25 protein-coding genes are annotated in these 26,327 nt (G+C 71.2%); 11 read left to right on the plus strand and 14 right to left on the minus strand.

The features are described from left to right. Positions 1–182: 182 nt before the first annotated feature. The gene (locus tag TBR22_RS01220; RefSeq protein WP_239491126.1) at positions 183–1,202 is read right to left on the minus strand and encodes an IS110 family transposase; all 1,020 of its coding nucleotides are present in this window, start codon (positions 1,200–1,202) and stop codon (positions 183–185) included. A gap of 310 nt (positions 1,203–1,512) precedes the next feature. After that, positions 1,513–2,742 (minus strand): PepSY domain-containing protein, encoded by a 1,230-nt coding sequence (locus TBR22_RS01225; protein ID WP_239491127.1) that lies wholly within the window; start codon positions 2,740–2,742, stop codon positions 1,513–1,515. A 146-nt stretch (positions 2,743–2,888) separates the two neighbouring features. Here TBR22_RS01225 and TBR22_RS01230 point away from each other — a divergent pair, with 146 nt between their 5' ends. The 4 genes from TBR22_RS01230 (at position 2,889) to TBR22_RS01245 (ending at position 7,523) form a co-directional block, all read left to right on the plus strand. Next, positions 2,889–3,893, plus strand: coding sequence for a hypothetical protein (locus TBR22_RS01230; protein ID WP_239491128.1), 1,005 nt, complete (start codon positions 2,889–2,891; stop codon positions 3,891–3,893). Further along, positions 3,890–5,236, plus strand: coding sequence for a BamA/TamA family outer membrane protein (locus tag TBR22_RS01235; protein ID WP_239491129.1), 1,347 nt, complete (start codon positions 3,890–3,892; stop codon positions 5,234–5,236). The genes TBR22_RS01230 and TBR22_RS01235 overlap by 4 nt, the downstream gene beginning before the upstream one ends. Before the next feature lie 85 nt (positions 5,237–5,321). Next, positions 5,322–5,612 carry a hypothetical protein gene (locus TBR22_RS01240; protein WP_239491130.1) on the plus strand — a complete coding sequence of 97 codons (291 nt, stop codon included), beginning with the start codon at positions 5,322–5,324 and terminating at the stop codon, positions 5,610–5,612. A gap of 3 nt (positions 5,613–5,615) precedes the next feature. Continuing rightward, entirely contained in the window at positions 5,616–7,523 is a 1,908-nt protein-coding gene (locus TBR22_RS01245; protein WP_239491131.1) for an alkaline phosphatase family protein, read from the plus strand. Between the two features lie 91 nt (positions 7,524–7,614). Here TBR22_RS01245 and TBR22_RS01250 read toward each other — a convergent pair whose 3' ends face one another. Further along, entirely contained in the window at positions 7,615–8,967 is a 1,353-nt protein-coding gene (locus tag TBR22_RS01250) for a serine hydrolase (RefSeq protein ID WP_239491132.1), read from the minus strand. Next, positions 8,964–9,503, minus strand: coding sequence for an HD domain-containing protein (locus TBR22_RS01255; protein WP_239491133.1), 540 nt, complete (start codon positions 9,501–9,503; stop codon positions 8,964–8,966). Before TBR22_RS01255 ends, TBR22_RS01250 begins: the two co-directional genes overlap by 4 nt. Before the next feature lie 74 nt (positions 9,504–9,577). Here TBR22_RS01255 and TBR22_RS01260 point away from each other — a divergent pair, with 74 nt between their 5' ends. Beyond that, positions 9,578–10,144: a hypothetical protein gene (locus TBR22_RS01260; RefSeq protein ID WP_239491134.1), complete on the plus strand. Its 567-nt coding sequence runs from the start codon at positions 9,578–9,580 to the stop codon at positions 10,142–10,144. 7 nt (positions 10,145–10,151) lie between these two features. Here TBR22_RS01260 and TBR22_RS01265 read toward each other — a convergent pair whose 3' ends face one another. The 5 genes from TBR22_RS01265 to TBR22_RS01285 all read right to left on the minus strand — a co-directional run bounded on the left by TBR22_RS01265 (position 10,152) and on the right by TBR22_RS01285 (position 16,247). Then, entirely contained in the window at positions 10,152–10,991 is an 840-nt protein-coding gene (locus TBR22_RS01265; protein ID WP_239491135.1) for a hypothetical protein, read from the minus strand. Beyond that, positions 10,988–12,103: a histidinol-phosphate transaminase gene (locus TBR22_RS01270; protein ID WP_239491136.1), complete on the minus strand. Its 1,116-nt coding sequence runs from the start codon at positions 12,101–12,103 to the stop codon at positions 10,988–10,990. The genes TBR22_RS01265 and TBR22_RS01270 overlap by 4 nt, the downstream gene beginning before the upstream one ends. Before the next feature lie 100 nt (positions 12,104–12,203). Further along, positions 12,204–13,622 carry an arylsulfatase gene (locus TBR22_RS01275; RefSeq protein ID WP_239491137.1) on the minus strand — a complete coding sequence of 473 codons (1,419 nt, stop codon included), beginning with the start codon at positions 13,620–13,622 and terminating at the stop codon, positions 12,204–12,206. 268 nt (positions 13,623–13,890) lie between these two features. Beyond that, on the minus strand, positions 13,891–14,394 hold the full coding sequence (locus TBR22_RS01280) for a hypothetical protein (RefSeq protein WP_239491138.1): 504 nt from the start codon (positions 14,392–14,394) through the stop codon (positions 13,891–13,893). 206 nt (positions 14,395–14,600) lie between these two features. Continuing rightward, on the minus strand, positions 14,601–16,247 hold the full coding sequence (locus TBR22_RS01285; protein ID WP_239491139.1) for an alpha-N-arabinofuranosidase: 1,647 nt from the start codon (positions 16,245–16,247) through the stop codon (positions 14,601–14,603). A gap of 64 nt (positions 16,248–16,311) precedes the next feature. Between TBR22_RS01285 and TBR22_RS01290 the strand changes: the two genes are divergently transcribed. From TBR22_RS01290 to TBR22_RS01305, 4 genes are all read left to right on the plus strand, one after another. Continuing rightward, positions 16,312–17,316, plus strand: coding sequence for a DUF2157 domain-containing protein (locus TBR22_RS01290; RefSeq protein ID WP_239491140.1), 1,005 nt, complete (start codon positions 16,312–16,314; stop codon positions 17,314–17,316). Further along, complete coding sequence (locus TBR22_RS01295; protein ID WP_239491141.1) at positions 17,313–18,419, plus strand: DUF4401 domain-containing protein; 1,107 nt, start codon at positions 17,313–17,315, stop codon at positions 18,417–18,419. Before TBR22_RS01290 ends, TBR22_RS01295 begins: the two co-directional genes overlap by 4 nt. Then, positions 18,416–18,901 (plus strand): GDYXXLXY domain-containing protein, encoded by a 486-nt coding sequence (locus tag TBR22_RS01300; RefSeq protein WP_239491142.1) that lies wholly within the window; start codon positions 18,416–18,418, stop codon positions 18,899–18,901. The genes TBR22_RS01295 and TBR22_RS01300 overlap by 4 nt, the downstream gene beginning before the upstream one ends. A 64-nt stretch (positions 18,902–18,965) precedes the next feature. Then, positions 18,966–20,789, plus strand: a complete 1,824-nt coding sequence (locus TBR22_RS01305) for an amidase (RefSeq protein ID WP_239491143.1) — start codon at positions 18,966–18,968, stop codon at positions 20,787–20,789. Positions 20,790–21,003: 214 nt separating this feature from the next. Here the strand turns inward: TBR22_RS01305 and TBR22_RS01310 are convergent, their stop codons facing one another. Continuing rightward, positions 21,004–21,750, minus strand: coding sequence for an exodeoxyribonuclease III (locus tag TBR22_RS01310; RefSeq protein WP_239491144.1), 747 nt, complete (start codon positions 21,748–21,750; stop codon positions 21,004–21,006). A gap of 138 nt (positions 21,751–21,888) precedes the next feature. Continuing rightward, a complete protein-coding gene (locus TBR22_RS01315) occupies positions 21,889–22,263 on the minus strand; it encodes a cupin domain-containing protein (protein WP_239491145.1) in 375 nt (124 codons plus the stop codon). 46 nt (positions 22,264–22,309) lie between these two features. On the opposite strand from TBR22_RS01315, the gene TBR22_RS01320 reads away from it, so the two are divergent. Continuing rightward, positions 22,310–22,771: a MarR family winged helix-turn-helix transcriptional regulator gene (locus tag TBR22_RS01320; protein WP_239491146.1), complete on the plus strand. Its 462-nt coding sequence runs from the start codon at positions 22,310–22,312 to the stop codon at positions 22,769–22,771. Positions 22,772–22,944: 173 nt separating this feature from the next. Then, positions 22,945–23,319, plus strand: a complete 375-nt coding sequence (locus TBR22_RS01325; protein WP_239491147.1) for a VOC family protein — start codon at positions 22,945–22,947, stop codon at positions 23,317–23,319. Here TBR22_RS01325 and TBR22_RS01330 read toward each other — a convergent pair. Genes TBR22_RS01330 through TBR22_RS01340 form a run of 3 tightly spaced genes read right to left on the minus strand, consistent with a single transcriptional unit; the run spans position 23,309 to position 26,309 of the window. Next, on the minus strand, positions 23,309–24,184 hold the full coding sequence (locus tag TBR22_RS01330; protein ID WP_239491148.1) for a helix-turn-helix transcriptional regulator: 876 nt from the start codon (positions 24,182–24,184) through the stop codon (positions 23,309–23,311). The two genes, TBR22_RS01325 and TBR22_RS01330, sit on opposite strands and share 11 nt — an antisense overlap. A 3-nt stretch (positions 24,185–24,187) precedes the next feature. Beyond that, positions 24,188–26,059 carry a M1 family metallopeptidase gene (locus tag TBR22_RS01335; RefSeq protein ID WP_239491149.1) on the minus strand — a complete coding sequence of 624 codons (1,872 nt, stop codon included), beginning with the start codon at positions 26,057–26,059 and terminating at the stop codon, positions 24,188–24,190. A gap of 7 nt (positions 26,060–26,066) precedes the next feature. Continuing rightward, positions 26,067–26,309: a hypothetical protein gene (locus tag TBR22_RS01340; RefSeq protein ID WP_239491150.1), complete on the minus strand. Its 243-nt coding sequence runs from the start codon at positions 26,307–26,309 to the stop codon at positions 26,067–26,069. Positions 26,310–26,327: the final 18 nt, after the last annotated feature.

Here is a 26,327-nt window from a genome sequence, read left to right on the forward strand (position 1 = left end):
GTCCTGCCTCGGGGGATCGGGCTGCTCCAGTCGAGTATTCGCGCTCAGGGGCGCACTAGGTTGCTGCGGGGCGGGGTCGCACATCGGTTCCTCGTGGTCGCCCGAAGGCGCCAGAACCGCCCTACTCGCGATCACCCGCGCGTGGCAGCCGACCCCAGCAGGGCGGTGCCGCCGTGGCGCGGTTACCCGGCCAGCGGCGCGGCGTTGGTCCGGTGCGGGTCGAAGCGGGTGCCATCCCGCCAGATCGCATACAGGATGCCGGTCAACTTGCGCGCCAAGGCCACGACGGCGACCTGGCGCCCGCGCCGGTGCTGCACGGCGTCGACCCAGTCGCGGAGCGGCCCCGGCTTCAGCGTCCGTTTCGCGCAGTGCGCGGCCTGGACGAGGCACCAGCGCAGGCTGCGGCTCCCCGCTTTGGTAATCCCCAGGTGACGCGTCCGCGCGCCACTCGAGTCCTGGCCGGGCACCAGCCCGACATACGCCTCCACCGCGTGCGCGCCGTCGAAGCGCGTGTGGTCGTCGAGCGCCGCCACAAACCGCACGGCGGTCACCGGGCCGACTCCGGGGACCGTCAGCAAGCGGCGCGCGACCGGGTCGCCCGTGGCCCAGGCCGTCACCTCGCGGTCGGCGTCCGCGATGGCGGCATGCAGGTGCTCCAGCAGCTGCAGCTGCCGGGCCACGTAGCTCGGGAGGGGCTCGCCTACCGCGGCGCGGACGCGCGCCCCGAAGGTGTGCACGCTGCCACTCGCCAGCCGGCGGCCCTGCGTCCGCAGCCAGCCGCGCACGGTATTGAGCAGGAGCGTGCGACTGCGCACCAGCCCGTCGCGCATGCCGCAGAGCGTCTTGGCCGCCCGCGCCTCGGCGCTCGGGATATGCACCGACGGCAGGTCGATGCGGCAGGACACCTCGCTGAGCACCTGCGCATCACGCCGGTCCGTCTTCATCCGGCGCGCCCCCACGCCCAGGGTCGGCGCCAGGGTCGCCGGCACCACCCGCACCTCATGCCCGGCCGCCCGTGCCGCGTCGGCCACCCAGAAGGCCTCACTGCACGTCTCGACAATCACTCGGCTGCCGGGCCGCTCGCCCAGGTACCGCGGCACCTCGTGCGTCCGCAGCCGCCGCTCCTCGACGACGGTCCCGTCGGGCCGCCGCACGCAAATCTGGGATTCCCTTCCGCCGAGATCGATTGCAACATGGTCCATGGCTGGCTCCTCTCACTGTGTGCCTCGAGCACGTGTCAGTGTGAGCGACGGGCCTCCCGTCAGCTCGCGGGGGCCAGCCACTTCATCCAATCTGTGTCCCACCGCGCCGTGCACACCAACGGCGGCGTGGGACACGCCGCCCTACCCTGAGAATGCCGCGATGCCGCGATGCCGGAATGTCGGGGGCTGGTGAAGCCTCCGGCCGTCGTGGTACGCGGACTTCGTTGCCTGGCGACGATGGGCGGCGCGTGGCCGAAGGCCCGCGCCCCTGAATTTCGAATTTCAAACTTCAGATTGCCACCACGGGTGCTCACGCCGCGCGCGTGGCCACCCGTGGTGAGCGGCGGCGCCAGGCAGTGAAGCGCCGCCACGTCAGCGCCAGGCCGGTCCAGGCCAGCACCACCGCGCCCGCCGACACCAGCATCGCAACCGTCTGGCCGATCAGGCCGTAGTACTCGCCGGTGTGCACGAAGCGCATCCACGTGCGCCACTGGCGGCCGCGGCTCTGCGCCTCGAACCCTTCCCACTTCTTCGTCGCGCCAGTCGCCCGATCGAGCGTCAATGTGCCGCGCTTCTGCGGCTGCGCGCCGGTGCCCGTGTCGACGCTCACCTGGACGACGGGATCGGACGGTCGCGGTAGCCGGGCGCTGATGATCGTCCAGTCGGCGGTGTGTGCCTCGGCCCTGGCGACGAGCGCGCCGAGCGTCAGTCCGGGCGTCGCGTCCGCCATGGCTGGCGCCTCGTGCTGCTCGCGCCCGCCCTCGGGCCCCGGGCGCCGCTCACCGCCGTCGGGACCGCCCGGCCGCGGCGGGCCACCCTCGCCGGGCCGCTGCGGCCCGCCCTGGGGCGGCGCCTCGCCGGCCATCCGGAACGTCAGGTCGCTGGCCCACGGGTAGCCGATCACCGCCCCCGACCAGACGATCACCGCCAGCGGCACGAGGCTCCAGTAGCCGATCACGTGGTGCCAGTTGAAGTCGCGCGCCTTGCCCGACAGGCCGCCACGGAACCAGAGCACCTGCCGGAACTGCGTCCACGTCCAGGTGCGCGGCCACCACAGGTAGAAGCCGCTCATCACGATGAACAGGAACACGAGGTTGCTCACGCCGGTGACCATCTTGCCCGTCGCACGACCGGCGTCCTTCAGCGCCAGCCAGCGGTGCCACTCCATCGTCGAGCGGAAGAAGGCACGCGCCGAGGCCGAGCCGGTGCCGAGCACCTCCCCCGTGTAGGCGTGGAGGAATACCGAGCCCTCGCGCCCGAAGCTCACTTCCACCGGCGCATCGGCCGCATTGCGCAGAGTGACCGAGGCGGGGGCGCCGGCGCCGTGGGCGGCCCGCGCCTTCTCGACGATCCGCTCGATCGGGAGCCGCGGCTGGCCCGGGGTGGCCGGCGCGCCGTGATAACCGTCGGCCCAGCGGGTGATCTGCTTCTCGTAGGCGAGCAGGACGCCGGTGACCGACATCAGCACGACCACGAGTCCGGCGGAGACACCCGCGCAGAGGTGCAGCCAGAACACGACTCGACGAAGCGGCAACGTCATGCCCCGACACTACGCGCGCCAGGGGTGGCGGTTCAAGGAAACGGCGGGTCGTCGCCGTTTCTTCACGGGCGTGCCACAGACGTGCCGCCAGTCCGGGGCGGGATGCACCCCGAAGGCGGAGTTCTCTCGTATGTCACTGAGGACCAATGCGCCAGACGCTGCTCACGACCCTCCCTGCCGTGCTCCTCGCGGCCCTCGTCCTTGCCGTGCCTGCCTCGTCGCAGACGCAGTCCCCCGTGCCCCCGCCGGCCGCCGCCAGGCCGCCGTCCGACCTCGATGCACTGATGGCGCGGGTGCTCGCCAACCGCGACCAGTCGTGGCGCCGCCTGCAGGAGTACCTGCTGGCCGAGCGCGAGACGTTCCGCCTCGTGGGCCCCGACGGCCGGCCACTGGTCGGGGTGGACAAGGAGTTCCTGTGGGTGGCCCGCGAGGGGCGCGCCGTGAGAAGCCCGGTGCGGGTCAATGGCGTGGCGATCGGCGAGGAGACCCGTCGCCAGGCCGAGGCCGACTGGCAGAAGTCCGAGGACGAGCGCGCGGACAGGGCGAGCCGCCGGGCCGCGGCACCCGAGGCCACGCCACGGGATGTCGAGGCCGCCGTGCGCAGCGGCGAGCCGCGCTTCATCTCGGAGGTGCAGATCCTGCGCTTCCGCTTCGAGCCCGGCAACTACTTCTTCGCGGGGCGCGAGCGGCTCGCGGGGCGCGAGGTCCTGCGCGTCGAGTACTACCCGAAGCGGCTCTTCGCCGACGACTTCGAGGAGGGGCGGCGCGAGCGCAAGGCCGAGGCTGACTCTGGCGGCAAGCAGCGCAGCGTCAGCCTCGACGCCGAGGAGCGCCTCGAGCAGGCCATGAACAAGGTCTCGCTGGTCACACTGTGGGTCGATCCGGCGGTGGATCAGATCGTCAGGTACACGTTCGACAACGTCGACTTCAACTTCCTTCCCGGCCGCGCGCTCGTGCGCGTCGACACGGCCACGGCGACGATGACAATGGGGCAGCCGTTCCCCGGCGTGTGGCTGCCGGAGTCGCTGGCCGTGGAGGGCGCGATCACGCTGGCCACCGGCACCTACCGCGCCGAGTACGCCCGGCGCTTCAGCGACTACCGGCAGGCCGACGTGCAGGTGCGCTTCCGCGTGAAGGACGACGACAAGTGATCCGGCGGATCGCCAGACTCGCGCTCGTCGCGGGCGTCCTCGCCGTGGCGCTGCCTGTCGCCCTGCGGGCACAGGTGCCATTCGTGGTGGAGGAGGTTCGGGTCCACGGCAACCACTCGACGCCCGACGAGGAAGTGCTCCGCCTGGCTGCCATCACGGTTGGCGTGGCCCTCGAGCCCGGAGCCGTGGAGGCCGCGCGCCTCCGCCTCGAGCGCAGCGGCCGGTTCTCGAGCGTCGAGATCCGGCAGCGCAGCCGCTACATCGACGACCCCTCGCGCGTCGCGCTGGTGATCCTCGTCGCCGAGCTGGCATCGGTGCGTCCTGCCGTCGACGCGGGCGTGCCCGCGATCCCCGGCGTGTTCGGTCGTCTGCGCAGCCAGGCGATGTTCCTGCCGATCCTGAGCCTCGACGACGGATACGGGTTCACGTACGGCGTGCGCACCTCACTGGTCGGTGGGAAGCGCTCGACGACGCGCGTGTCGATCCCGGCCTCGTGGGGCGGCACGCGACAGCTTGCCGTCGAGGCCGATCACACCTTCACGCGGGCGCGTTCGACGGCCGGCGATGCCGCGACCCGCGACAGCGGGCTGGTCTCCCGCGGGCTGACGCGCGTCCGCGGTGCGGCAGGCCTGTGGCGGCAGGAGCACCCCTATTTCGAGCAGGGGCAGTACCGCCGCTACGTCGACGGCGAGATGGCGTGGCGACCGAGGCCGATGTTCGGCGTCGGTGCAATGGCCGGCACGGCTGCGGTGTCGTTCGGTGAGGTGGACGACCAGATGACGTCCGGCGGCCTGTTCGCCGAGCTCGACACGCGCCGCGATCCGCTGTTCCCACGCAACGCCGTGTACGCGCGCAGCAGCTGGCAACGCGTCGGCTTCGCGCATCCGGAGCGCTCCGGCGTGCCCGACGGCACCCGATCGCGGTGGCGACACGACCTGCGCGCGTACGCCGGCGTGATCGGGCAGCTGGTGATCGCGGCCCGCGTGCAGGCCGAGTTCGCGGACGCGCCATTGCCGGCATACGCCAAGCCCATCCTCGGTGGGGCCGACACGCTGCGCGGCGTCCGCGCCGGCTACGCGGTCGGCGACAACCAGTGGGCAGGCACCGTGGAGGCTCGGCTGCCGATCACGTCGGTGCTGCGCCAGGCGCGGCTCGGCATCGTCGGCTTCTACGACACGGGCGCGACGTGGGACCACGGCCAGCGCTGGCAGGATGTCGAGCGGATCGAGGGTGTAGGAGGGGGCATGTTCCTGGTCACGCCAGTCCTGCAGTTCCAGTTGTCGGTGGCGCGCGGTCTCGGCATCGGCACCCGCGTGCATGCGAGTACGGGCGTGAGCTTCTGAGCCCTGAGCTTCTGAGCCCTGAGCCCTGAGCCCTGAGCCCTGAGTCGTAGGCCGCGCGCCCTGAGCCTGCGGTAGCATCTCCCCCATGACGGCTGCGGAACTGCGCACCCTTCAGGAACCACCCGCCGGGCTTCCGCAGGAACTCGTCGCGCTGTGGCAGGACGCGCGCGACGACTGGCACGGCGCCCATGCCACGGTGCAGGACCTCGAGACACGGGACGCCGCCTGGGTACATGCCTACCTCCACCGCAAGGAAGGCGACGCGTCCAACGCGCGGTACTGGTACACCCGCGCCGACCGGCCGGTCTTCCGCGGGTCGCTCCACGAGGAGTGGGACGCGATCGTGACCGCATTGCTGGCGCACGGCGAGACGTAGCCGATGCGCCGCCTGGTTGGCCCGGGTTGGGCGCTGATCCTCCCGCTCGCCATCGTCGCCATTCCCGCCCTGGCGCCGGCTCGCCAGCCCGAGGCCCGGCAGGGCCGCGTGATCCTCGTCAGCCTCGACGGCATGGGCACGCAGCTGTTCCGCGAGGATCCCGTCAGCCAGGAATTGCAGGCGCTCCGTGCGCTCCGGGCCCGCGGCGTGATGGCCGAGGGCCTCGTGTCGCACATGCCGAGCACCACCGCCAACACGCATGCGGCCCTCTGGACCGGTGCCTGGGGCGACGTGAACGGCATCACGTCCAACGAGATGCCGCTCGCGCCTCGGTCGGCGCACCCGGTCGCCGAGCACGTCTCCGGCTATCGGTCCGAGGGACTGCGCGCCGAACCGCTGTGGATCGCGGCGGCGCGGCAGGGCGTCCGGACGGTGGCCCAACAGGCCACACAGGTGTATCCCCTGCGCGCCGAGACGACCGGCGCCGGGCTCGCCCAGCCGCCCACCATCCTGCACGGCTACCAGGCGCCGGTGGTGGCGCCTGCCCGTTGGCTCGGGGGCGACGACATGGCGCGCGTACCGTGCGACCGCGATGACCCGCCGGATGCCGGCGTGTGCCTGGCCTGGAGGGCGGGTCCCGTGTCCTTCCGCGCCGCCCTCACGACGGCAGCGGAGGGCACGCGGCAGCTCGTCGTCAGGGTCGATGGCCACCCGCGGCACGTCGTCGTCGGCCAGGCTCCGACGGAACAGGCCCTGCCGCGAGGTCGGGCCCTGGCGCGCCATTTCAGTGACGGCCTGCTCGTGGACCTGCCCGGACAGCCGCCGGTGATGGCGTACTTCCGGCTGTTCGAGATCAGCCCCGATGCCTCGTCACTGGTGTTGTTCCAGTCGGTGCTGCAGGAGGCCGTCTACGCAACGGGCGAGCCGGTCGCGCGGGCCGACGCCATCGCGTTCCTCGAGGCTGCCGGCGGGTTCGTGGGCAACGGCAAGGGCGAGCCGTGGGAGCGGCCCGGGGTGAGCGGGCGCCCCTTCGGCATGGGCGGCGACGGCACGCGTGAGCGTCGGTACCTCGAGACGCTCGAACTCGGCATGCGGCAGACGATCCGGCACGCCGCGTTCCTGTGGCAGCGACACAGGCCACGTCTCCTGGTGGGCTACGTCAGCATGCCCGACGAGCTCGACCACGCGTGGCTGGGGCAGGCGCGGCAGGACGCGCGCTACGACCAGTGGCGGCGCTGGGGCTACCAGCTCGTCGACCGCGCCGTGGAGACGTACGTCGGCCTGCTGGAGGCAGGTGACCACATCGTGTTCGTCAGCGATCACGGCATGGCGGCGGTCACGCACGAACTCCGGGTCAACCAGCTGCTGCGCGACGCGGGCCTGGTCGCCCTCGATGCGAGCGGCCGGGTCGATGCCGCGAGGTCGCAGGTGCTCTTCGGTCGCAACTGCTTCCTCGTGCACACCGACGAGTGGAAGGGCGGCGTCGTGCCGGCCACGCGCAAGCGCGCCGTCATCGAGAAGACCATCGCGGTGCTGACGTCGGCACGCCCGCCGCAGGGCGCCGCGCCGATCGTGAGCGGGGTGTACGCCACCGACGCGGAGCGCGCGAGACTCGGGTTCGGTGGACCCAACGGGCACGACGCCTGCATCGACGTGCGTCCCGGCTACATGGTGTCCACCTCGACGGACGGGGGACCGATCGTGAGGACCAGGGCGCGCCCGACGGGCGAGCACGGGTTCCTGCCCACACGACCGGACATGCTGGGCATCCTGATTGCCGCCGGCCCGCGATTGCCGCACGGAGGCACGTGGCCGCGCCAGCGGGCCATCGACGTCGCGCCCCTGGTGAGTGACCTTCTGGACATCAGCCCGCCGCGCGATGCGCGGGGCCGGTCACCCCTTCAGCGGTGATCCTTGTCGGCCGTCATCCTTCTGCCGTCGGCCTTCGACGCTCCCTCGCCCTCCCACCTTCGGCATTCCGGCATGCGGCGTCGCGGCACGGTCACGATGCCGGTCGCAGTGCCACCTTCCCGACCGTCGCGTTCGGCGCGTCGACGACGGCGCCGTAGACCAGCTGACGCAACGTCATGTGCGCGTCCGAACCGGCCGCCGGCAGCAACTGCGTCATGAACACCACCACGAGCTTCTCGACCGGGTCGACCCAGAACTTGGTGTGGTAGGCGCCGCCCCACCCGTATTCGCCGACCGAGCCGGGGCGGCCGGAGCGGCCCACGTGCTCGGTGATCTCGAAGCCGAGTCCGAAGCCGAAGTTGCCGTTGGAATACAGGGCGCCGACGTGGTTGGACGTCATCAGCTCGACGGTCTTCGGGCTCAGCAGCCGCGCCCCGTCGAGCGTGCCGCCATTGAGCAGCATCTGCAGGAAGCGCGCGTAATCGGAGGCAGTCGACACCAGGCCGGCACCGCCCGAGTACGACTTGCGCGGTCCGTTCACGTAGTGGCCCTGGCCCATGCCCGGCTCCGGCGCGCGCTCCAGCGAGCCGCCGGCCTTCGGCATCGAGTACACCGTCGCGAGACGGTCGGCCTTGGCGGGATCGACGTAGAACTGCGTGTCACCCATCTTGAGCGGCTCGAAGATGCGCGTGCGCATGAAGTCGGCGAGCGTGAGCCCGCTGGCCTTCTCCACGACCACCCCGAGGATGTCGGTGTTGAAGCCGTACACGTACTTGTCGCCCGGCTGCGAGTCCATCGGCAGCTTCGCCAGGCGGTCGATGGTGGCGGCGATCGGCTCGTCCTTGTCGGCGAAGTACCAGCCGATCACGCCGCCGGCCCGGTAGTCGGCCTCGAACGGGTTGCCGTTGCCGTACGAGATGCCCGCGGTGTGCGTGAGCAGGTGACGGATCGTGATGGGCCGCGCCGCGGGCGCCGTGCCCGCCGTGCCGGCACTGGGCGCCCCGGTGGCGGGCGGCACCACGACCGTCGTCTTCGCGAACGACGGGATGAACCGCGACACCGGGTCGTCGAGGTGGACCTTGCCTTCCTCGACCAGCATCATGACGGCGACACTGGTGATCGCCTTGCTCATCGAGGCGATGCGGAAGAGCGTGTCGGTGGTCATCGCGACGTTCTTCTCGACGTCGCGCTTGCCGGCGGCCTCGTGGTACACGACCTTGCCGTTGCGCGCCACGAGCGTCACCGTCCCGGCGACGCGGCCCTGGTCGACCAGGGCCCGCATCGTGGAGCTGATGCGCGCCAGCCGATCGCCGGCCATCCCGACCTGTTCCGGCGCCCCTGCCGGCAGGCCCTGCGCCGTGGCAAGGCCCGCCACGAGCACCCACGTCACCAACGACAGCACACCCTTCCGGACCATCGACTTCTCCAGGGACAAGGCGGTCATCTGCGCCGTTCGAGTGCCAGCTCCAGGCTGGCCAGGCTCTCGGCGAACGTGTCGCGCGCGTGGGCGTTCCGGCACCGCTCGTACAGCGGCGGGAACTCCCGGCGCGTCTTCTTCAGGTACTTCTCGGCGAACTCCCGTCGCTGGCCGACGATGCGCGCCACGTCCCGCAGGTTGTCCGCCCGGTCGAGCAACTTGAGCGCCAGCGCATCGGCGTCCTCGAGGATGCGGCCATAGTACGTCGCCTTGTCGGGGGTCGTGTCGTCGTCGCCGGCCTCCCACCACTTGGTCAGCAGGCGGGCCAGGGTGACGGCGCGCTCCGAGAAGCCCGCGGCGAGCAGGTCGTCCCACGTCAGGTCGGTGTCCTCGACCACGTCGTGCAGCAGGGCGGCGACGATGGCGTCTTCGTCGAGCCCGGCGCGGACCGCGTGCTCGGCGACGCGGAGGGGGTGGTTGATGTAGGGGTCGGGCAGGTTGCGCCGGGTCTTGCCGACGTGCGCCGCGGCGGCATAGGTCGCGGCGCGCAGGATTGCAAGCATGCGGGTCATTCTAGGCCGTGCGACACTACCGGCGCGTCACGTTCTGCTCCCCGGCGCCCACCTCACGAATGATCATGCGCACGCTCCTGCTCGCCCTCTGCCTCGGTCTCATCGCCCTCCCCGCCGCCGCCCAGGACAACGGGCCCCGGGAGTACAAGGTGCTGGCCACGTCCAAGACATCGACCATGGAGAAGGAGATGAACACGGCCGCGGAGGCCGGGTACGCCTTCGCCGCGGTCATGGGTGGCGAGACCGCCTTCGGAGGCGCCGAGGCCGTCGTCGTCATGCAGAAGGACCCCAGGCCGTCGGCCAAGGTCTACAAGCTGCTGGCCACCAACAAGAGCGGCACCATGCAGAAGGAACTGCGCGACGCGGCCGACGTGGGCTTCCACTACGTGGGCAAGACGGTGTTCTCCTCGATGTTCGGCGGCGAGGAGATTGTCGTGATCATGGAGCGCGACAAGGACGCGCCCAAGCCCACCGAGGATTACCTCCTGATCGCCACGAGCAAGACGTCCACCCTCGAGAAGGAGCTCAACGAGGCCGGCGCGAAGGGCTACCAGGCCATCGACATGACGGTCGGCAAGACGGCGATGGGCGGCCAGGAGCTCGTCGTGCTCGCGCGCCGCGACAGGAGGTAGCGCCCCGTCAGCGCATCCGCGACACCAGCACCTCGCCGGTGCGGCGCTGGATGGACCAGAGCAGGCCGGGGTCGGCGGGATCGAGCGCGATGCCCTGGCCCTCGCTCTCGACCGGCACGACGGCGTCGAGCACGAGGGTGGCGCCCGCCGTCGGCAGGCGCAGCACGTGCAACTCCGGCGCGTGATGCCCTGCGGTGACGAGCCGCCCGTCGGGCAGCCACACGCCGCCGGAACTGCTCATCCCGTCCCATCGTGCCACCACGGCCTTCGGGAACGCCCACGCGCCCGTCTCGCGCCACTCGGTGTCGTAGCGCACCAGCACCGAGTACTCGGGCCCCTTGCCCGGTTCGCCACTGGGCGAGGGGTAGTGCGCGTACATCATCCACCAGGCCCCGTCACGCCGATCGATCCACGTCGCCGAACCCCGCCCGGTGCCGACGGGGATGCTGCGCACGTGGCGCAGGCTCGCTGCGTCCCACACTTCGATCGAACTCACCATCGGCACGCCCGGGTAGTTCGAGTGGGCGCAGTACAGCGCGCCGTCGAGCACCACTCCGCTGTTCAGGTGGATGAAGGGACCGCCATCGACGTCCTTCCATTCGGCCACCTTCGCGCCGGTGGCCTTCAGGTACTTGCCGATGGCCCGGTTGGTGATCGCATAGAAGTGCGTCGCATCGACGGCGACGGCCTGCCTGGCTTCTGCCGCCGGGTAGCGCCTGACGACCGGCCACGCCGCACGCAGCGGCAGCGCGGCCGGCGGCGGCGCGGACCCCTGCGTTTGCGCATGGGCGCCCGCAACGGTGGCGGCGAGGAGCAGGGCGGCGAGGCTCGCGCGCCGGCAGGTCATGCCTTCAGGACGTCGGCGAACACGCTGCAGGCTTCCTCCATCTCCGGCATCGTGCCGATCGAGATGCGCGCGTGCGTGGACAACGACGGGAACGACCGGCCGACGGCGATGCCGCGGGCCGCACATGCCGATCGGAAGCCGTTCACGTCACGGCCGATGTCGGCCATCACGAAGTTGGCGTGCGACACCGGCACGCGCGCGCCGGCGGCCTCGAGCCGCCTGACCGTGAAGGCGCGCACCTCGGCGTTGCGGGCCCGCTCGCGCGACTCGAGGGCCGTGTCGCCGAGCGAGGCGATGGCCGCGTGCAGGCCGACGGTGTTGACGCTCATCGGGAGGCTCCACGCGGCCAGGCGCTGGAGCGTGTCGAGCTGGCCCATCGCGTAGCCGACGCGCAGGCCGGCCATGCCGTACATCTTCGAGAAGGTGCGGCTCACCACCACGCGCGGCGTCTCGAGCGCGAACGGCAGGGCCGAGGCCACCCCGCCGCCGTCGGCGTACTCGATGTAGGCCTCGTCGAGCAGGATCACGACGTCCGGGTTGCGCTTGAGTGCCTCCGCGGCGAACGCCCGCACCTGATCGAGCGGCAGGGCCACGCTCGTCGGGTTGTTGGGGTTGCAGAGGAAGATGAGGCCGGCGTCTGGCACCAGGCGGGCCATCGCGTCGAGGTCGACCTGCAGGTCGGACCGCACCGGAACCTCCTGCACGGGGCGCTGCAGCTGGCGGGCCCGCCGCGCCGGCTCCTCGAAGGTCGGCAGCGGCGCCAGCAGGCCGCGCCGCGCATCGGTGAACGCCAGCACGGCGTTCAGCAGGATCTCCGACGACCCGCAGCCGACCAGCACGTTGGAGGTGGACACGCCCTGCCGCTTCGCGATCGCGGCCTCGAGCGCCCCGCCGTACCGGAAGGGGTACACGTGCGACAGGCGCGTCGCCTGCGCAATCGCGTCGAGTGCGGCAGGGCACGGGCCGGCCGCGTTCTCGTTGCTGTCGAGCCGCACGAGCCCGCCGATGCGCCCGACCGCCCCAGCGAAGGCGCCGGCCTCCCGTCCCCGCGCGAGGATGAGGGCCGGGGCGGCGGCTGCCGCATGGAGGAAGGTGCGCCTCGAACCGATCATGGCAATCCTTTCGGCCGTGGTCATTCGGCCTGCGGCTTCGTCACCGGTACCCACGAACCAAGACGTCAACCGTCAGACGTCAACCGTCAACCGTCAACCGTCACTTCCCGGGCCAGCGCTCGGACGGCGTGCGCGCCGAGGCGAAATACGTCCGGAACTGCTCGACGATCGCCGCGTGCGTCGCGGCGACGTTGCGTGTCTCGCCCTGGTCGGTGGCCAGATCGTACAACTCGATCGGCAGATCCGGCGAGAGCCACACCGCCTTCCAGGTCCCGCGGCGCGCGGCGCGCTTGTATCCGCCCTCGTGGAACTCCCAGTAGAGCACCCTGTCGGCGTCGCGCCGGGCGACGGTGGCGCCATCGCCGGTGATCGCGTTGTCCATGGGGCGGCCGTCGACCGTCGCGGTGTCGTACCTCGCACCCGCGATCGTGGCCAGCGTCGGCAACACGTCCCAGTGGGCCCACACGACGTCGCTCGCGCGACCCGCGGCGACGCGCCCGGGCCAGCGCACCAGCATCGGCACGCGGATGCCGCCCTCGTAGAGGTCACGCTTGATCCCGCGCAACGGGCCATTGCTGTCGAAGAACTCCGGGTCGGCGCCGCCTTCCTTGTGCGGACCGTTGTCGCTGGTGAACAGCACGATCGTGTCGCGATCGAGGCCGTTGGCCTTCAGGGCGTCCAGCACGCGTCCCACCCCCTCGTCCATGCGCGTCACCATGGCGGCAAACGCGGCGTGTGGCGTCGGCTGCGAGCGATACCCGCCGCTCACCGTGTACGGCGGCACCGGCGTGGTCGCGTCGGCCTTCGCGTTCACGAACGGGGTTTCGGGGAACTGCCCGCGGAACTTCGCGATGGCGTCTTCAGGGGCGCGCAGCTCGGCGTGGGGGAGGGGATAGGCCAGGTACAGGAAGAACGGCTGCCCGCCGGCCCTGCCGATCGCGTCGACCGCCGCCTGCGTGAACAGATCGCTGGTGAAATCGCGCGTCGGCGAGACGTCCACCCAGGCGCCGTTCTTCCAGAGCCTGTCGGTGTACTGCCGATGCGGCTGCTGATGCGTCATGTAGCCGAACGACTCGTCGAAGCCCTGCTTCTCAGGCAGCCCGGGCGTCCCCTCGTACCCGAGCCCCCACTTGCCGACCTGGATCGTCCGGTAACCGCGTGCCTTCAGGATCTCGGCGAGCGTGACGTCGCCATCCTCGAGGGGCACCTCGCCGTTGCCGCGGATGCGGTTGTGCCCGGTGTGCTGCCCGAGCATCAGCGCCGCGCGCGACGGCGCGCACACCGTGCTTCCCGAGTAGTACTGCGTGAAGCGGGTGCCCTCGGTGGCGAGGCGGTCGATGTTGGGCGTGCGGTACCTCCGCTGCCCGTAGGAGGAGAGGTCGCCCCAGCCGAGGTCGTCGGCGTGGATGAAGATGATGTTGGGTGCCCGCGAGGGCGCCTGCGCCGCAGGAAAGCGCTGGGAGAGCGGCAGGGCCAGCAGCCCGGCCACGACGACCGCATGAGCGAGGACGACGCGCATGCGCGCCATCGTCACACAGGTGGCCCGCGGGCTGCAGCCTGCCGGCTCTTCCCGCCACCCGACACCCGACGCCGGACCGGGAAGGTCGGGCCATCACCGGACGTCGCCGTCGGACTTGACCGACGGTCACGCGGACATCAGGGGAGGCTGTGCCCGTCCTCCCGCCGCGTTGCGCGTGCCCCGGCGCCCTGAGCCCGGAGCCCGGTGCCCGGAGCCCGGTGCCCGGAGCCCGGTGCCCGGAACCCGGTGCCCGGTGCCCGGTGCCCGATCACCTCTTGTCGTAATGCGTCTGGCTGGCGGCCTTGGAGCCGTCGGGCATGGTACGCACCGACTTCACGGTCAGGCTCTTTCGGTCGGCGGCCAGCTCGATGATCGACTGCAGCACCACCACGTCGCCGACCTTGTAGGTGAACAGGCCGCTCGCGCCGCCGAGGCTGTCGCCGAGCGCCGGCTCGATCATCGCCTCCACCGTGTCGGGCGCGGGTTGCGCGCCGGTCACCGGCACCGGCTTGCCGTCGCCCTTCGTGGTGAAGCCCCACTTCGAGCTCGTGCCGTCCATGGCCACGGTCACGCTGGAGAAGGTCAGCCCGTCGGCCTCCCTGGTCACCTCCATGCGTCGCTCCTTCCAGTTGATGGTCATCGGCGTGGACTTGGCCGGGTTCATCACCCAGGTGCCGACCATCGGGCCGGGCGCAGGCGCCTGTGCAAATGAGGCGAGCGATGACAGGACGACGAGAGCGGCAACAGCGACGACGCGAACGAACCGAGACAAGAGGACCTCCGAGGAACGGCAACAGGCTGCCGCCTACAGGCTACCTGATGGGTGGCTGTGCGTCGGCCAAGGCCGACGCCTACACCTGGAACAGTCGTAGCCGTCGCCCTTGGGCGACGGTCGCCTGAGCCCTGAGCCGAGACTCCTGAGCGGCGAAGGCAGCCTGCAGGCTGTAGCCCGCAGGCGACCTGATGGTGTGCCTCGCCCTACCCCAGCGCCACCGTGAGCCGCGTCACCGATGCCGGCGGCAGGCGGTGCGTGAAGCTGGCACCCGGGCCCACCGGCACGGCGCTCTCGGCCGACGGTGCGACCACGGCAGGTCGATCGAACGTGTTGTGCGCGTGGATCTCGCCCGCAGCGATCGTGACGGCCCGGGCAGAGGCCGCGCGTCCGCCGCGCAGGGTGATCGTGGCGTCGGTGGCGTCGGTCGCGTGCGGGTTCACCAGGGTCAGCGTGACCGTGCGGTCCCGCACCGAGGCCGATCCGGCCAGTCCGGCCACCGATCCGCGGTCGTTCACGCGGTCGTAGCCGATGCGCGGCGCGCCGAGCTGCGTGCGCACGGCCTCGCCGCCCGCATGTGGCGCGTAGAGCGCGAACACGTGATAGGTCGGCGTGAGCAGGAACCGCTCGCCGTCGGTGAGGAACAGCGACTGCAGGCAGTTCACCAACTGGGCGATGTTGGCCATCGCGACCTTGTCGGCATGACGATGGAACGTGTCGAGCGTGAGCGCCGCGACCAGGGCGTCGCGGATCGTCGACTGCTGGCCGAGGTGGTGCGACGGATGGATCTCGGTGCCCGGCTTGTGCCACGTGCCCCACTCGTCGACGACGATCTTCACGCGATGCCGACGGTCGATCTCGCCCATCACGGCCCAGTGGCCGGTGATCAGCGTCTCGATGAACGCGGCCTGCGCGAGGATCTCGTACCACTCGTCGGTGGTGTAGACGAGCGCGTCGCCCTTGCCGGCATTCCAGTCGGTGGTGGCGCCCCGGCTGGCATTCCACGTGTAGTGGTGCAGCGCCCAGCCCCAGATCGAGTTGAGCGCGCCCTCGCCCTTCGCCGTGAGGGTCGTGAAGAACCGACGTGTCCACGACAGGTCGTTGCCGTTCGGGCCCGAGCCGATGAACGACAGCGGCTCGCCGTACGTCGGCAGCCAGGCCGTGAACTTGCGGTACTCGACGGCGTACTCGTCGGCCGTGAGGTTGCCGCCGCAGCCCCACGACTCGTTGCCGACCCCCCAGAACCGCACGCGCAGCGGTTCGGCGCTGCCGCCCTTCGCGCGCATCTCGGCAAGCGTCGTCGACCCGGCCGGCGAGTTGGCGTACTCGACCCACTGGTAGAAGTCGCGGGCGGGGAGGCTGCGCAGGTTGGCCGCCAGGTACGGCTCGCCGCCGCACAGGCGCACGAACCGGACGAACTCGTTGGTGCCGAAGTGGTTGGGGTCGTACTTCCACGGTCCGTCGGGCCGTGCCGCCATCTCGGGCGTCCAGAAGTTCGTGCGGCGGGGCCGTGCCTCGCGTGGGCCGATGCCGTCGCGCCAGTCGTAGCTGTCGGCGAAGCAGCCGCCAGGCCACCGGATCACGCCCTTCGGCAAGTGGCGCATGTGGTCGACGATGGCCTGCCGGATGCCGCCGGTGTTGGGGATGCGCGAGCCCTCGCCGACCCAGATGCCGTCGTACACGACACCGCCGAGGTGTTCGACGAAGTGTCCGTAGACGTTGGGATCGATGCGCGCGATCGGCTCGTCGAGGAGCACGTCGACGCGGGCATCGGCCGCCGAGGTCGCCCGGGGGGCCAGGGTCATCGCCGCCCCCGCCAGCATGGTGGTGCGCAGGAAGTCACGTCGGTCCACGATCCCACTCCTCTTGTCGCAGGAAGCGCGCGTCGGCGCCACTCTATACTGAAGCCACTCATCCGTGACCTCGTCCGTTCCTGACCCGCTGGGCCGTGCCGCGACGGTCGCGCGCCTCGAGCGCGTGATCGACGCCATCCCCGTCCCCGACCCGCACCGCGGTCCGCTCATCGCCCTTGCGACCCGCACCCCCGACCTCGACGAGTGGCGCCGGTTCCTCGCCTCGGCGCTCCTGCTGCTCGGCGCCGGCCTGGCGCTGTCGGGCGTGGTGTCCTTCTTCGCCTTCAACTGGGCCGCCCTCGGCAGGTTCGCGAAGATGGGCCTGATTGCGGCGGCGACCACGGCGGCCGCCGGCGGCGCGCTGCGCCGGCCTGAGACGTTGCTGTCGCGCGTCCTGCTGTTGGCGGCCTCGGTGCTCACCGGCGCGCTGCTCGCCGTCTACGGCCAGACCTACCAGACGGGCGCCGACCCGTGGGGCCTGTTCGGCGTCTGGGCGCTGCTGATCCTGCCGTGGACCGTCGCGGCGGCGTTCACGCCACTCTGGTTGCTGTGGCTCGCGCTCGTCGATCTCGCGTACGCGCTGTACGTCTCGCAGGTGCTCGCGTCGCCGACGTGGGCGCTGTCGCTGCTGCTCGGCCTGCTGGCGATGCACGTCCTCGCGCTGATGGCCTGGGAACTGCAGCACCTGCAGGCGCGGCCCTGGCTCACCGACACGTGGGCGCCCCGCATGGTGGCGGCCGCCACCGTGCTGCCGCTGCTCGTCCCGGCCTTCGTCCGGGTCCTGCACCCGGGCGATGCCGACACGCTCGGCGCCGCGGCGCTCGGCGCGGTCAGCTTCCTCGTGGTCGCGTTCGGCGTGTACCACACCGCGATCCGCCGTGACACCTTCATGCTGACGCTCGCCGCCGGCGCCGTCATGACCATCGTGACCACTGCGGTGTCGCGTCTGCTGATGGAGACGCTCGACCTGGGGCTGCTCGGGCTGATGCTGATCACGGCCTTCATCGTCGGCGAGGTGACCCTGGTGGTGTCCTGGTTGCGGCGGCAGTCGCGGGGAGAGGCGGCATGATTGCGAGGCGCACGCTGGCGCAGGTGCTCCAGGAGGGCACGGCCCTCGGGCTCGTGCCGGCCGGCATCGAGACGGACGCCCGCGCGGCCGTCCTCGCCATGGATCACGAGGACATGCCGTGGTACCTCCGCGTGCTGATGGGCGGCGCGGCGTGGGTCGGGGCGCTCTTCCTGCTGGCGAGCGGGCTCGGGATCGTCTCGGTCATCCTCGGGGAGCGCGTCGACCTGGCCGCCCTCGTCCTCGGGATCGGGTTGATGCCGCTCGGTATCGCGCTGCGCGGCCGCAAGGGCGGCGAGCTGGTTCGGCAGTCGTCGCTGGTCTGCGTGTTCGCCGGCCAGATGCTGCTGCTCGGTGCCATCGGCTCGATCACCGACGGCGTGCGCGCGCCGGCTCTCGCCGCGATCGCCTCCTCGCTCGTGCTGATCCTGCTGTACGAGGACGGGGTGTACCGGTTCTGCGCGACGCTCCTGGCGGTTGGCTCGGCGGTCTACCTTGCCGTGGACGCCAGGGTGCCCTACGCGATGGGCGCCGCCACGGCGCTGCTCGCGCTCGCGCCGGTGGTGGCCTGGCGCCTGCTGCCGGCGACGCCCCGATGGCACCGGGTGCTCGACCCGGCCGCGTGGGCCTGTGCCCTGGCGGCGTGCGGGCTGCTCACGCTGCAGATCGTGATCGACGTGGTCACCGGCACGGTCGGCTTCTCGCCCGACTTCGTGAAGGTGCTGCTGCCGCAGCCGTGGCCGCTCACGGTGGTCTTCGTGGTCGCGCTCGGATGGCTGGCGCTGCGGGTTGCGGCCGACCATCGGCGCTCGCCCGCCTCGCACACCACGCTGGTCGCCATCGTCGCGGTGTGCCTGGTGGGCGGGCTGACGTGGTCCACGCCTGCCATCACCGGGGCGCTGCTGCTGGTGATGCTGGGGTTCGATCGACGACGCACCGGGCTGATCGCCGTCGGCGCCGCCTTCCTGATCGGCTTCCTGGGCCTCTACTACTACAGCCTGTCGCTGACGTTGCTGCAGAAGTCCGGGGTGCTCGTCGCCTCGGGGTTGGTCTGCCTCGCCGCGGCGGCGTTCTTCAGGCGACATGTCGAGGGGGTGGAGGCATGATCAGGCGCGCCCTGATCGTCGTGGGGCTGGCCATCGTGCTCGGGCTGGTGGGGTTCGAGACGGCCGGCAAGGAGCGCCTGCTGGCGACCGGCCAGGTCGTGCTCCTGGAACTGGCGCCACGCGATCCGCGATCGCTGATCCAGGGTGACTACATGCAGCTCGATTACGCGATCGCCCGCCGCACCGCGCACGGTGACGACTGGCCGAGGGACGGCGCGATCGTCGTGAGCCCCGACGATCAGGGCGTCGCGCAGTTCCGCCGGCGCGACGGCGGTGAACCGCTCGCGGCCGGCGAGACGCGGCTCGCGTACCGCCTGCGCGGCGGACGGTTGCAGATCGGGACCAACGCCTTCTACTTCCAGGAGGGCGCGGCCGACACGTACGCGCCGGCGCGCTATGGTGAGCTGCGCGTCGGCCCCGACGGCACGTCGCTGCTCGTGGGCCTGCGCGACGCCGACCGCCAGCCGCTCGGCACGCGCTGATCCGCCGCGCCGCCCGGCGTGGCGCGCACCCGCACCGGCGCGCGACGCGCTACCAGGAACCGACATGACGCCCGACGACTACCTCGACCACCTGCAGTCCGACCTGGCCGACGTCGATCACGAACCCGCGGCCGCATCTGGCCTCGCACCCGTCGATCGGCGCGCGTTCACCTTCTACTCGCTCGTCGCGGCGGCCGCCGGTGCGTTCGCCGCGCCGGAGGCCCTGCGCGCGCAGCCGCCATCCCCCGCGCCTGGTGCGCCCGCCCCGCAGGGGCCCGCGCCCGCCCAGCCCGCCGCACCGGAGCCGCTCCCGCTCGGTAACGGCGAACCGCCGGCGCTGCAGTTCCAGCCCTGGCCGGCCGGCACCGGCGCCCTGCTCGACAGCCTGATTCGCGAGCGCGGCGCCGCCGCGTTCACCCGGACGCCTGTCGAGCCGCTGGCGTGGGACGGCGCGGTCCCGACATCAGAGGAAGACCTCGCGTTCCTGCCGGCGCACCGGCTCTCGGCGTTGCTGCGGGCCCGCCGCGTCACCTCGACCCAGCTCACCGAGTTGTTCCTCGCGCGCCTGGCGCGCCTCAACCCGGTCCTCAACTGTGTCGTCATCCTGCTGGGCCAGCAGGCGCTGGCCGAGGCGGCGCGCGCCGATCGCGAGATCGCCGCGGGTCGCCATCGTGGCCCGCTCCACGGCGTGCCCTACGGCCTGAAGGATCTCTTCTCGACCAGGGGGCTCACGACGACGTGGGGGGCGCCCGACTTCAAGGATCGCCGGATCGAGGAGGACGCCGAGATCGTCGTGCGGTTGCGCGAGGCCGGCGCGGTTCTGGTGGCCAAGCTCTCGACGGGCCTCTTCGCGCAGAACGATCAGTGGTTCGGCGGACGCACCAACAACCCGTGGAACCTGTCGCAGGGGTCGAGCGGGTCGTCGGCCGGCCCGGCGTCGGCGGTCGCGGCCGGCTGCGTGCCGTTCGCCATCGGCACCGAGACGCAGGGCTCGATCGTGTCGCCGGCGATCCGGTGCGGCATCACGGCGCTGCGGCCGACGTTCGGGCGCGTGAGCCGGCACGGCGGCATGGTGCTGGCCTGGTCGCAGGATCGGGTCGGCCCGATGTGCCGCACGGCCGAGGACTGCGCGATGGTCTTCAGCGTGATCCACGGCGTCGACGAGAAGGACCCGTCGACGATCACCACGCCGTTCCAGTACGACCGGGGCATCGACGTGTCTCGCCTGAGCGTCGGCGTCGATCCCGAGGCGCCGCCGGCCCTGGTGGAGCGCCTGCGTGCGATGGGCGTGGTGCCGAAGCCGATTGGCCCGCGGCCCACGGTACCCGGCATCGGGCAGGGCAGCCTCAACGTCGAGTACGCCGCCGCGTTCGAGGCCTACGTGGTGCGCAAGGCGAAGGAGATCGGCCTCGACCTGGCGAACCTGCCGCCGACACCGGCCCCGACGCCGCCGCCGACGCCCGAGAACCCGATGGCGCCGGCCGACTGGAACCCGCGCTTCGTGAACGGCCGACTCGTGAAGGGCTTCGACTTCCTGCAACTGCAGCGCCGCCGCCACGTGCTCGTGCAGCGCTGGGGCGAGTTCATGAAGGACCTGGACCTGTTCGTCGGCGCACCCGGGGCCGACGTCGCGGCCAACGCGCAAACGGGCCATCCGTGCGTGGTGCTGCCGTACGCGTTCGACGTGCCGCCGTCACGCCCGCCGGGCGGGCGAGGTGCCGCTGCCGCGCCGGCGCCTGCCGCTCCTTCCACGCCTGCGCCGCCGCTGCAGCCGCAGCCGATCTGCGGCACCTTCGTCGGTCGGCTGTATGCCGACGACCTGCTGCTGTCGCTGGCGCACCGGTTCCAGGAAGGCACGGACTACCACACGCGCAGACCGCGCCTGTAATTCAGCGATGCCGCGATGCCGGAATGTCGAAGGTCGGGGCTAGCCCCGGCCTGGTCGGCACTCGGCACGACCGGCAACAACCCGCGGTGAGTAGGCGTCGACCTTCAGGTCGACGCAATCATGCTGGTTCACGCCGCCGAATGCCGAGGACCTGTTGTCGAACGACTGCAATGCCGCGACATTCCGGCATCGCGGCATTCCGGCATTACAGGAATCACTGGAACTCCACCACCAACGGCGCGTGGTCGCTCGTGCCGAACTCGCGCTGGCAGACGGCGCTCGTTGCGGTGACGCCGATCGACGCGGTCGCCAGCACGTAGTCGATGCGCCAGCCGATGTTGCGCTGACGGAGATTGCGCCACGGCGCCCACCAGGTGAACAGGCCCTCGTCTGCCGGATGGAGGGCACGGTGCACGTCGGTCAGGCCGAGGTCGATCACGCGCTGCAGCAGGGCGCGTTCATCGGGGCGCTGGCCGATCGCGTTGGGCTTGCGTTCCTTCGGGTGCAGGTCGAGGTCGGTGAGCGCCACGTTCAGGTCGCCGCAGACGATCACCCGGCGGCCGTCCCGGTGCGCCTCGGACACGTGGTTGCCGAGGTCCTGCAGGAACTGCATCTTGGCGGCCAGGTCCTTGCCGCCGTTGGGCACGTACACGCTCAGGATCTCGAGATCGCCACGGGTGACGCTGGCGACGCGATGCTCGAAGTCGAAGGCCGGGTGCGCGGCGCTGCACTCGGCGCCCGCGAGATCGCGGTGCACCAGCAAGGCCACGCCCGAGTACCCGCCCGATCCGTGCCAGCAGGTCCAGTAGTCGTCGCGCGCGGCGAGCGTCATCGGCACCTGCTCCGGGGACGCCTTGATCTCCTGCAGGCAGAGCACGTCGGGGCGCTCGGCATCGAGCCACTGCTCGACCTGCGCGCCGCGCGCGCGGATGCCGTTCACGTTCCAGGTGGCGATCTTCATCGGGCTACAGCCTACAGGCTACAGGCTACAGGCGGTCTGCGACGGTCAGCCATGACATGCCGTCATCCTGTCGAGCGAGGCGCACCGCCAGGCGCACGCCACGCGAATCCGGCTGCGAACCGTGCTCCTCCAGGGACGTCAGGCCGCCCAGGGTGGCGTGAACGCGGGCCGATCCCCGACCACCGCCTGCCCCCCGACGGGCAACACGGCCAGCGCACGGAATGGCTCGGTCCCGACGTTGGACACGCTCAGGATCTGGCCTGCGTCGACGACGAGCGTGCTCCCCGCCACAAGGTCGAAGCGCTGTCCGTCGAGCTCGACCATGGCGCTTCCCGAGAGCGCGACGAACGTCTCCTCGCGCGTCAGGCGATGAGGCGCCCCGGAGACGCCAGGAGCAATCGTCACCTCCCACACGGCGTTCTCGCGGGCACCGCGGCTCGGCGACGACAGGGTGGTGAAGCAGATACCGGGCAGGTTGAACGTGGGAGCGTTGTCACGGGACAGGACTGGCATGCGGTTCTCCATTCTGTTAACCTAAGTTAATTAACTGGAGATAACGATGTCAAGGGCGGATTTGCTGGACTTCGGGGTGCTGCTCAACCTGGCCTTCGTCGCGTTCAAGGACGCGCTCGACGCCGACCTCGCGGCAGCAGGCTTCGACGACATCGGCTCGTCGTTCGGCTACGTCTTCCGCTTGCTGGCCGACCAACCCTGCAGCCTGAGCGAACTGGCGTCGCGACTCGGCATGAGCTCGCCCGGTGCGCTCAAGGTCGTCGACGACATGGTGGACAAGGGCTACGTGGCCAGGCACGCCGACCCCGACGATCGACGCGTCAAGCGGCTGGAGCTCACCGACCGCGGCCGCGCCGCCCTTCGCAGGGCGAGGGCCTTTCACGCCCGTTACGAGCGGGAGCTGGCCAGGAGGCTTGGGGCGCAGCAGGTGGCCGAGACTCGCAGGCTGCTCGAGGAAGTGGCCGCGGCGGTCCGGGAACCGCGAGGCCGGGTGCCGCGGCCGGCCTAGCGCGGACCAGCCAGGGCCTGCCCTTCGGCGGTCTCACCTCGCGTCTGCGTGACCCAGCCGCCCACCCCAGGGGCAATGCCGGCGGTGGCCCGCGCCGATGTCGCATTTGCACAAGACGCCGCGCCGGCCGCCTGGCGACGATGTGGCGTCACGCACTTGCCATGGAGACCGACATGAAGCTCTGGACCGGCATCGTCACCGATCAGTTGCAGGCATCGAAGGCCTTCTACACCCGCTTCTTCGACGCGCGGGTCATCTACGAGGGAGAGGACGGCTGGGTCGTCGTGCTGGGAATTGGCGAGGGAGAACTGGCCTTCATGCGGCCGGGCCTCGCATCCCAAGCGCCCATCTTCCGGGCCGCGTTCGGCGGCGCCGGCGTGTGGATCGCCATCGACGTCGAGGACGCCGGCCGGGAGTACCAGCGTCTGCTGGCTCTGGACGCACCCATCGAGGAACCGCTGCGCGACGAGCCCTGGGGGGATCGCCACTTCGTGCTCCGCGATCCGAACGGCATCGGTGTCGACGTCGTCGAGCGCCTCACGTCGTGACTGCGTCCGTGCCGACCTTCGGGCCGGAAGACCGGGCGGCCGTATGGCTCCGGGCGTCGGTGGGCAGGCATGTTGCCGGTCCGTCGAGCCAGACCTTTTCGTCCTGGAGGAACGTGACGTCGCCGCGCCCGTACGCCGCAGGGGTCTGGCCGATGTAGCGCTGGAACGCCCGGCACATGTCGCTCTGGTCGGCATAGCCGGCGTCGGTGGCGGCGACGACCGCGGGCCTGCGGGCGCGGAGGTGGGCCGCGGCCTCGTTGAAGCGCCGGATCATGGCGAACTGCTTGGGCGGAAGCCCGACGTCCCGAAGGAACTGGCGCTCCAGTTGCCTGGGGCTGACCTCGAGTGCCCGCGCCACATCGCCGATGCGCCAGGGCCCGCATCCGGCCTCCAGCGTCGCCACGACGTGGTCGACTCGTGACGGCTGCGGCGGGTTCCGGTGCAGGTGCGCCGCCAGGGCCTGCTCCAGCGCTGCGATGGCGCGGTCGGGACTCGCCTGGTCATGCACGCGCTCGAGCGAACAGGCCAGGGCATCCGCGCCCGCAACGCAGCGATCGGTCAGTTCGACGGCGCTCGACGCGAGGAAGTGACGGCTGCGTCCGGGTCGGAACTGCACGCCGACGTAGGTGGCGCCTGCCTGCAGCGGGACCTCGGCGCGTGCCGTGACCGCGCCGTACACGCGCACCGTCGTTGCGGCACCGGTGAGCTCCAGCACGACATCGACCCGTCCGTCCGGGAGCAGGGTGGTCGAGCCGGGCTCGCTGTCGATGCCGAGCCAGTAGTGATCGACGCACCCGCTCAGCAGCGGACACGGCTGCCACGCCACCACGCGCCCCGGACCGGTCGCCTGCAGCAGGGCCCGCATGGACTACTTGACGATGCCGTCGATGGTCTGCGCCGACACGGCGTGGTAGCCCGGGCGCGCCGTGGCGTAGATGCGCCGGGCAATCGGCTGTCCCCATGTCGACTGCATGAGGTCGTCGTACAGCGGGCGCAGGAACTTGCGACGGCCCTGCGAGGTGAGGAACTTCTCCAGTGCAGGAACGGCCGGCTCGTGGTGGCGCGCGACGACGATGCGGAGCCAGCCGAAGAGCACCTCGCTGTTGCCCGATGCGGTGAAACCGAACGTGGCGTCGAGGTCGCGCAGTTGCGCGGGCGAGAGCGGCGCGGTGCGCAGTTGCTCGAGGAAGTGCTGCCACTGCTGCGTGACCCAGCCGTCCACCACGAGCGCGGACGCCGGCGTGCCACCGGTGAACCTGGCCACCTGCGCCTCGACCTGCCTGAACGCGGGCGACTGCGGCACCACCGCGACGGCCGGCATGCCTGGCTCGTCGAGCCACGCCGACAGCGCGATCTTCGCCTCGAGGGCGGTGTCGCCGCGGATCAACTCGCGCCTCAGGTCGCCGGCGAACTCCCTCGACGTGATCGACGTGAACGCATGGCGGTTGAAGTAGCCGCGCAGCCACGGGTCGAACCGATCCCGGCCGACGGCCGCCTCGATCGTGTGCAGCAGCGCCGCGCCCTTCTCGTACGCCACCTGGTTCATGCCCTCGTCCGGGTCGCGGTTGGCCAGGTCGAGCACCAGCTTCGTGTCGGCCGGTGGCATGTCCTTCATGTCGCGCAGCACCTCGGCGCGTCCGAGTGCGGCGAGCATCAGGGCGCGGTCCTTGCCGTACAGGGCCTCCATGATGCGGTTCTCGAAGTACGTCGTGACGCCCTCGTTGAGCCAGAAGTCGCTCCACACGGCGTTGGTGACGAGGTTGCCCGACCAGGAGTGCGCGAGCTCGTGCGCCAACAGCGACACGAGGGATCTGTCGCCCGCCAGGATGGTGGGCGTGGCGAACGTGAGGCGCGGGTTCTCCATGCCGCCGAACGGGAAGGAGGGCGGCAGCACGAGCACGTCGTAGCGGCCCCACTGATACGGACCGCCGAGCGATTCGGCGGCGGCCACCATCTTCTCGAGATCGGCGAGTTCGTTGGCAGCGCGGTCGAGGACCGCGGGCTCGGTGTACACCCCGGTGCGCGGCCCCAGCGAACGGAACGCGATGTCACCGGCGGCGATCGCGATCAGGTAGGGCGGCACCGCCTGGTCCATCTTGAAGCGGAAGGCGCGCTGGCCGTCGGCGGCGTCGACGCCATCGGGCGTCAGCATCTCGGCCGACATCACGACACGAAGCGGCCTGGGAGCCCTGATGGTGGCCTCGTACGTCTGGCGGATGCCGGGGCTGTCCTGGGTCGGGATCCACGTGCGGGTGAGGATCGCCTGTCCCTGCGAGTACAGGTAGGGGTGCGTCTTGCCGGCGGTCTGCGCCGGCGTGAGCCACTGCAGCGCGGCGGCCGAGGGGCTGGTCTCGTAGTGCACCGTCACGCGGTCGCCCCTGGCCGGCAGTGCGACGACGAGTGCCTGTCCGAGGAACGTCACCTCGGGCTGGAGGCGGTGGGCCAACGGTTGCCCCGCCTCGTCGGTGACGCGTGTCACTCGCAGTCCGCGCGTGTCGAGCACCACCTCCCCGGCATCGGCGCGGCGCACGAGCGTGAGCGTCGCGGTGCCGCGAAGGACGCGGGCGGCCGGATCGACCTGCAGATCGAGCGCGACGTGGGTGACACGGGCCTCCGCGGGGCGTGCGAAGGAGTGGATGTCGGGCGCAGGAGGGGGAGCGGGCATGGAAGGCGAGGCCGCTTCCCTGGTGCAGGCGGCAGCCAGCAGGAGCGACGCGACGAGGAATCCGCGAGTGATCATGGGGGCCCTAGGAGAAGGCGGCGCTGGCGGCAAGTCGACCGTTGTGCCAGTGTGCGCGCCTGTGCGCCGTCCACGCGGCCAGCACGTGGCAGACCCACCCGAACAGCCCGCCGGTCCCGAGCCAGAAGCCGGGTGTCACGATGAGCCAGAAGATGCCGCGCAGGAAGTCGCCGTTGTAGATCTGGCCGACTCCCGGCACGACGAGGCTGAGCACTGCTGCAACCCCCGGATCCTTGCGCGTCGTGGCCATCCTCCAGACTTAACACAC

Source organism: Luteitalea sp. TBR-22 (assembly GCF_016865485.1).
Classification (GTDB): Bacteria; Acidobacteriota; Vicinamibacteria; order Vicinamibacterales; family Vicinamibacteraceae; genus Luteitalea.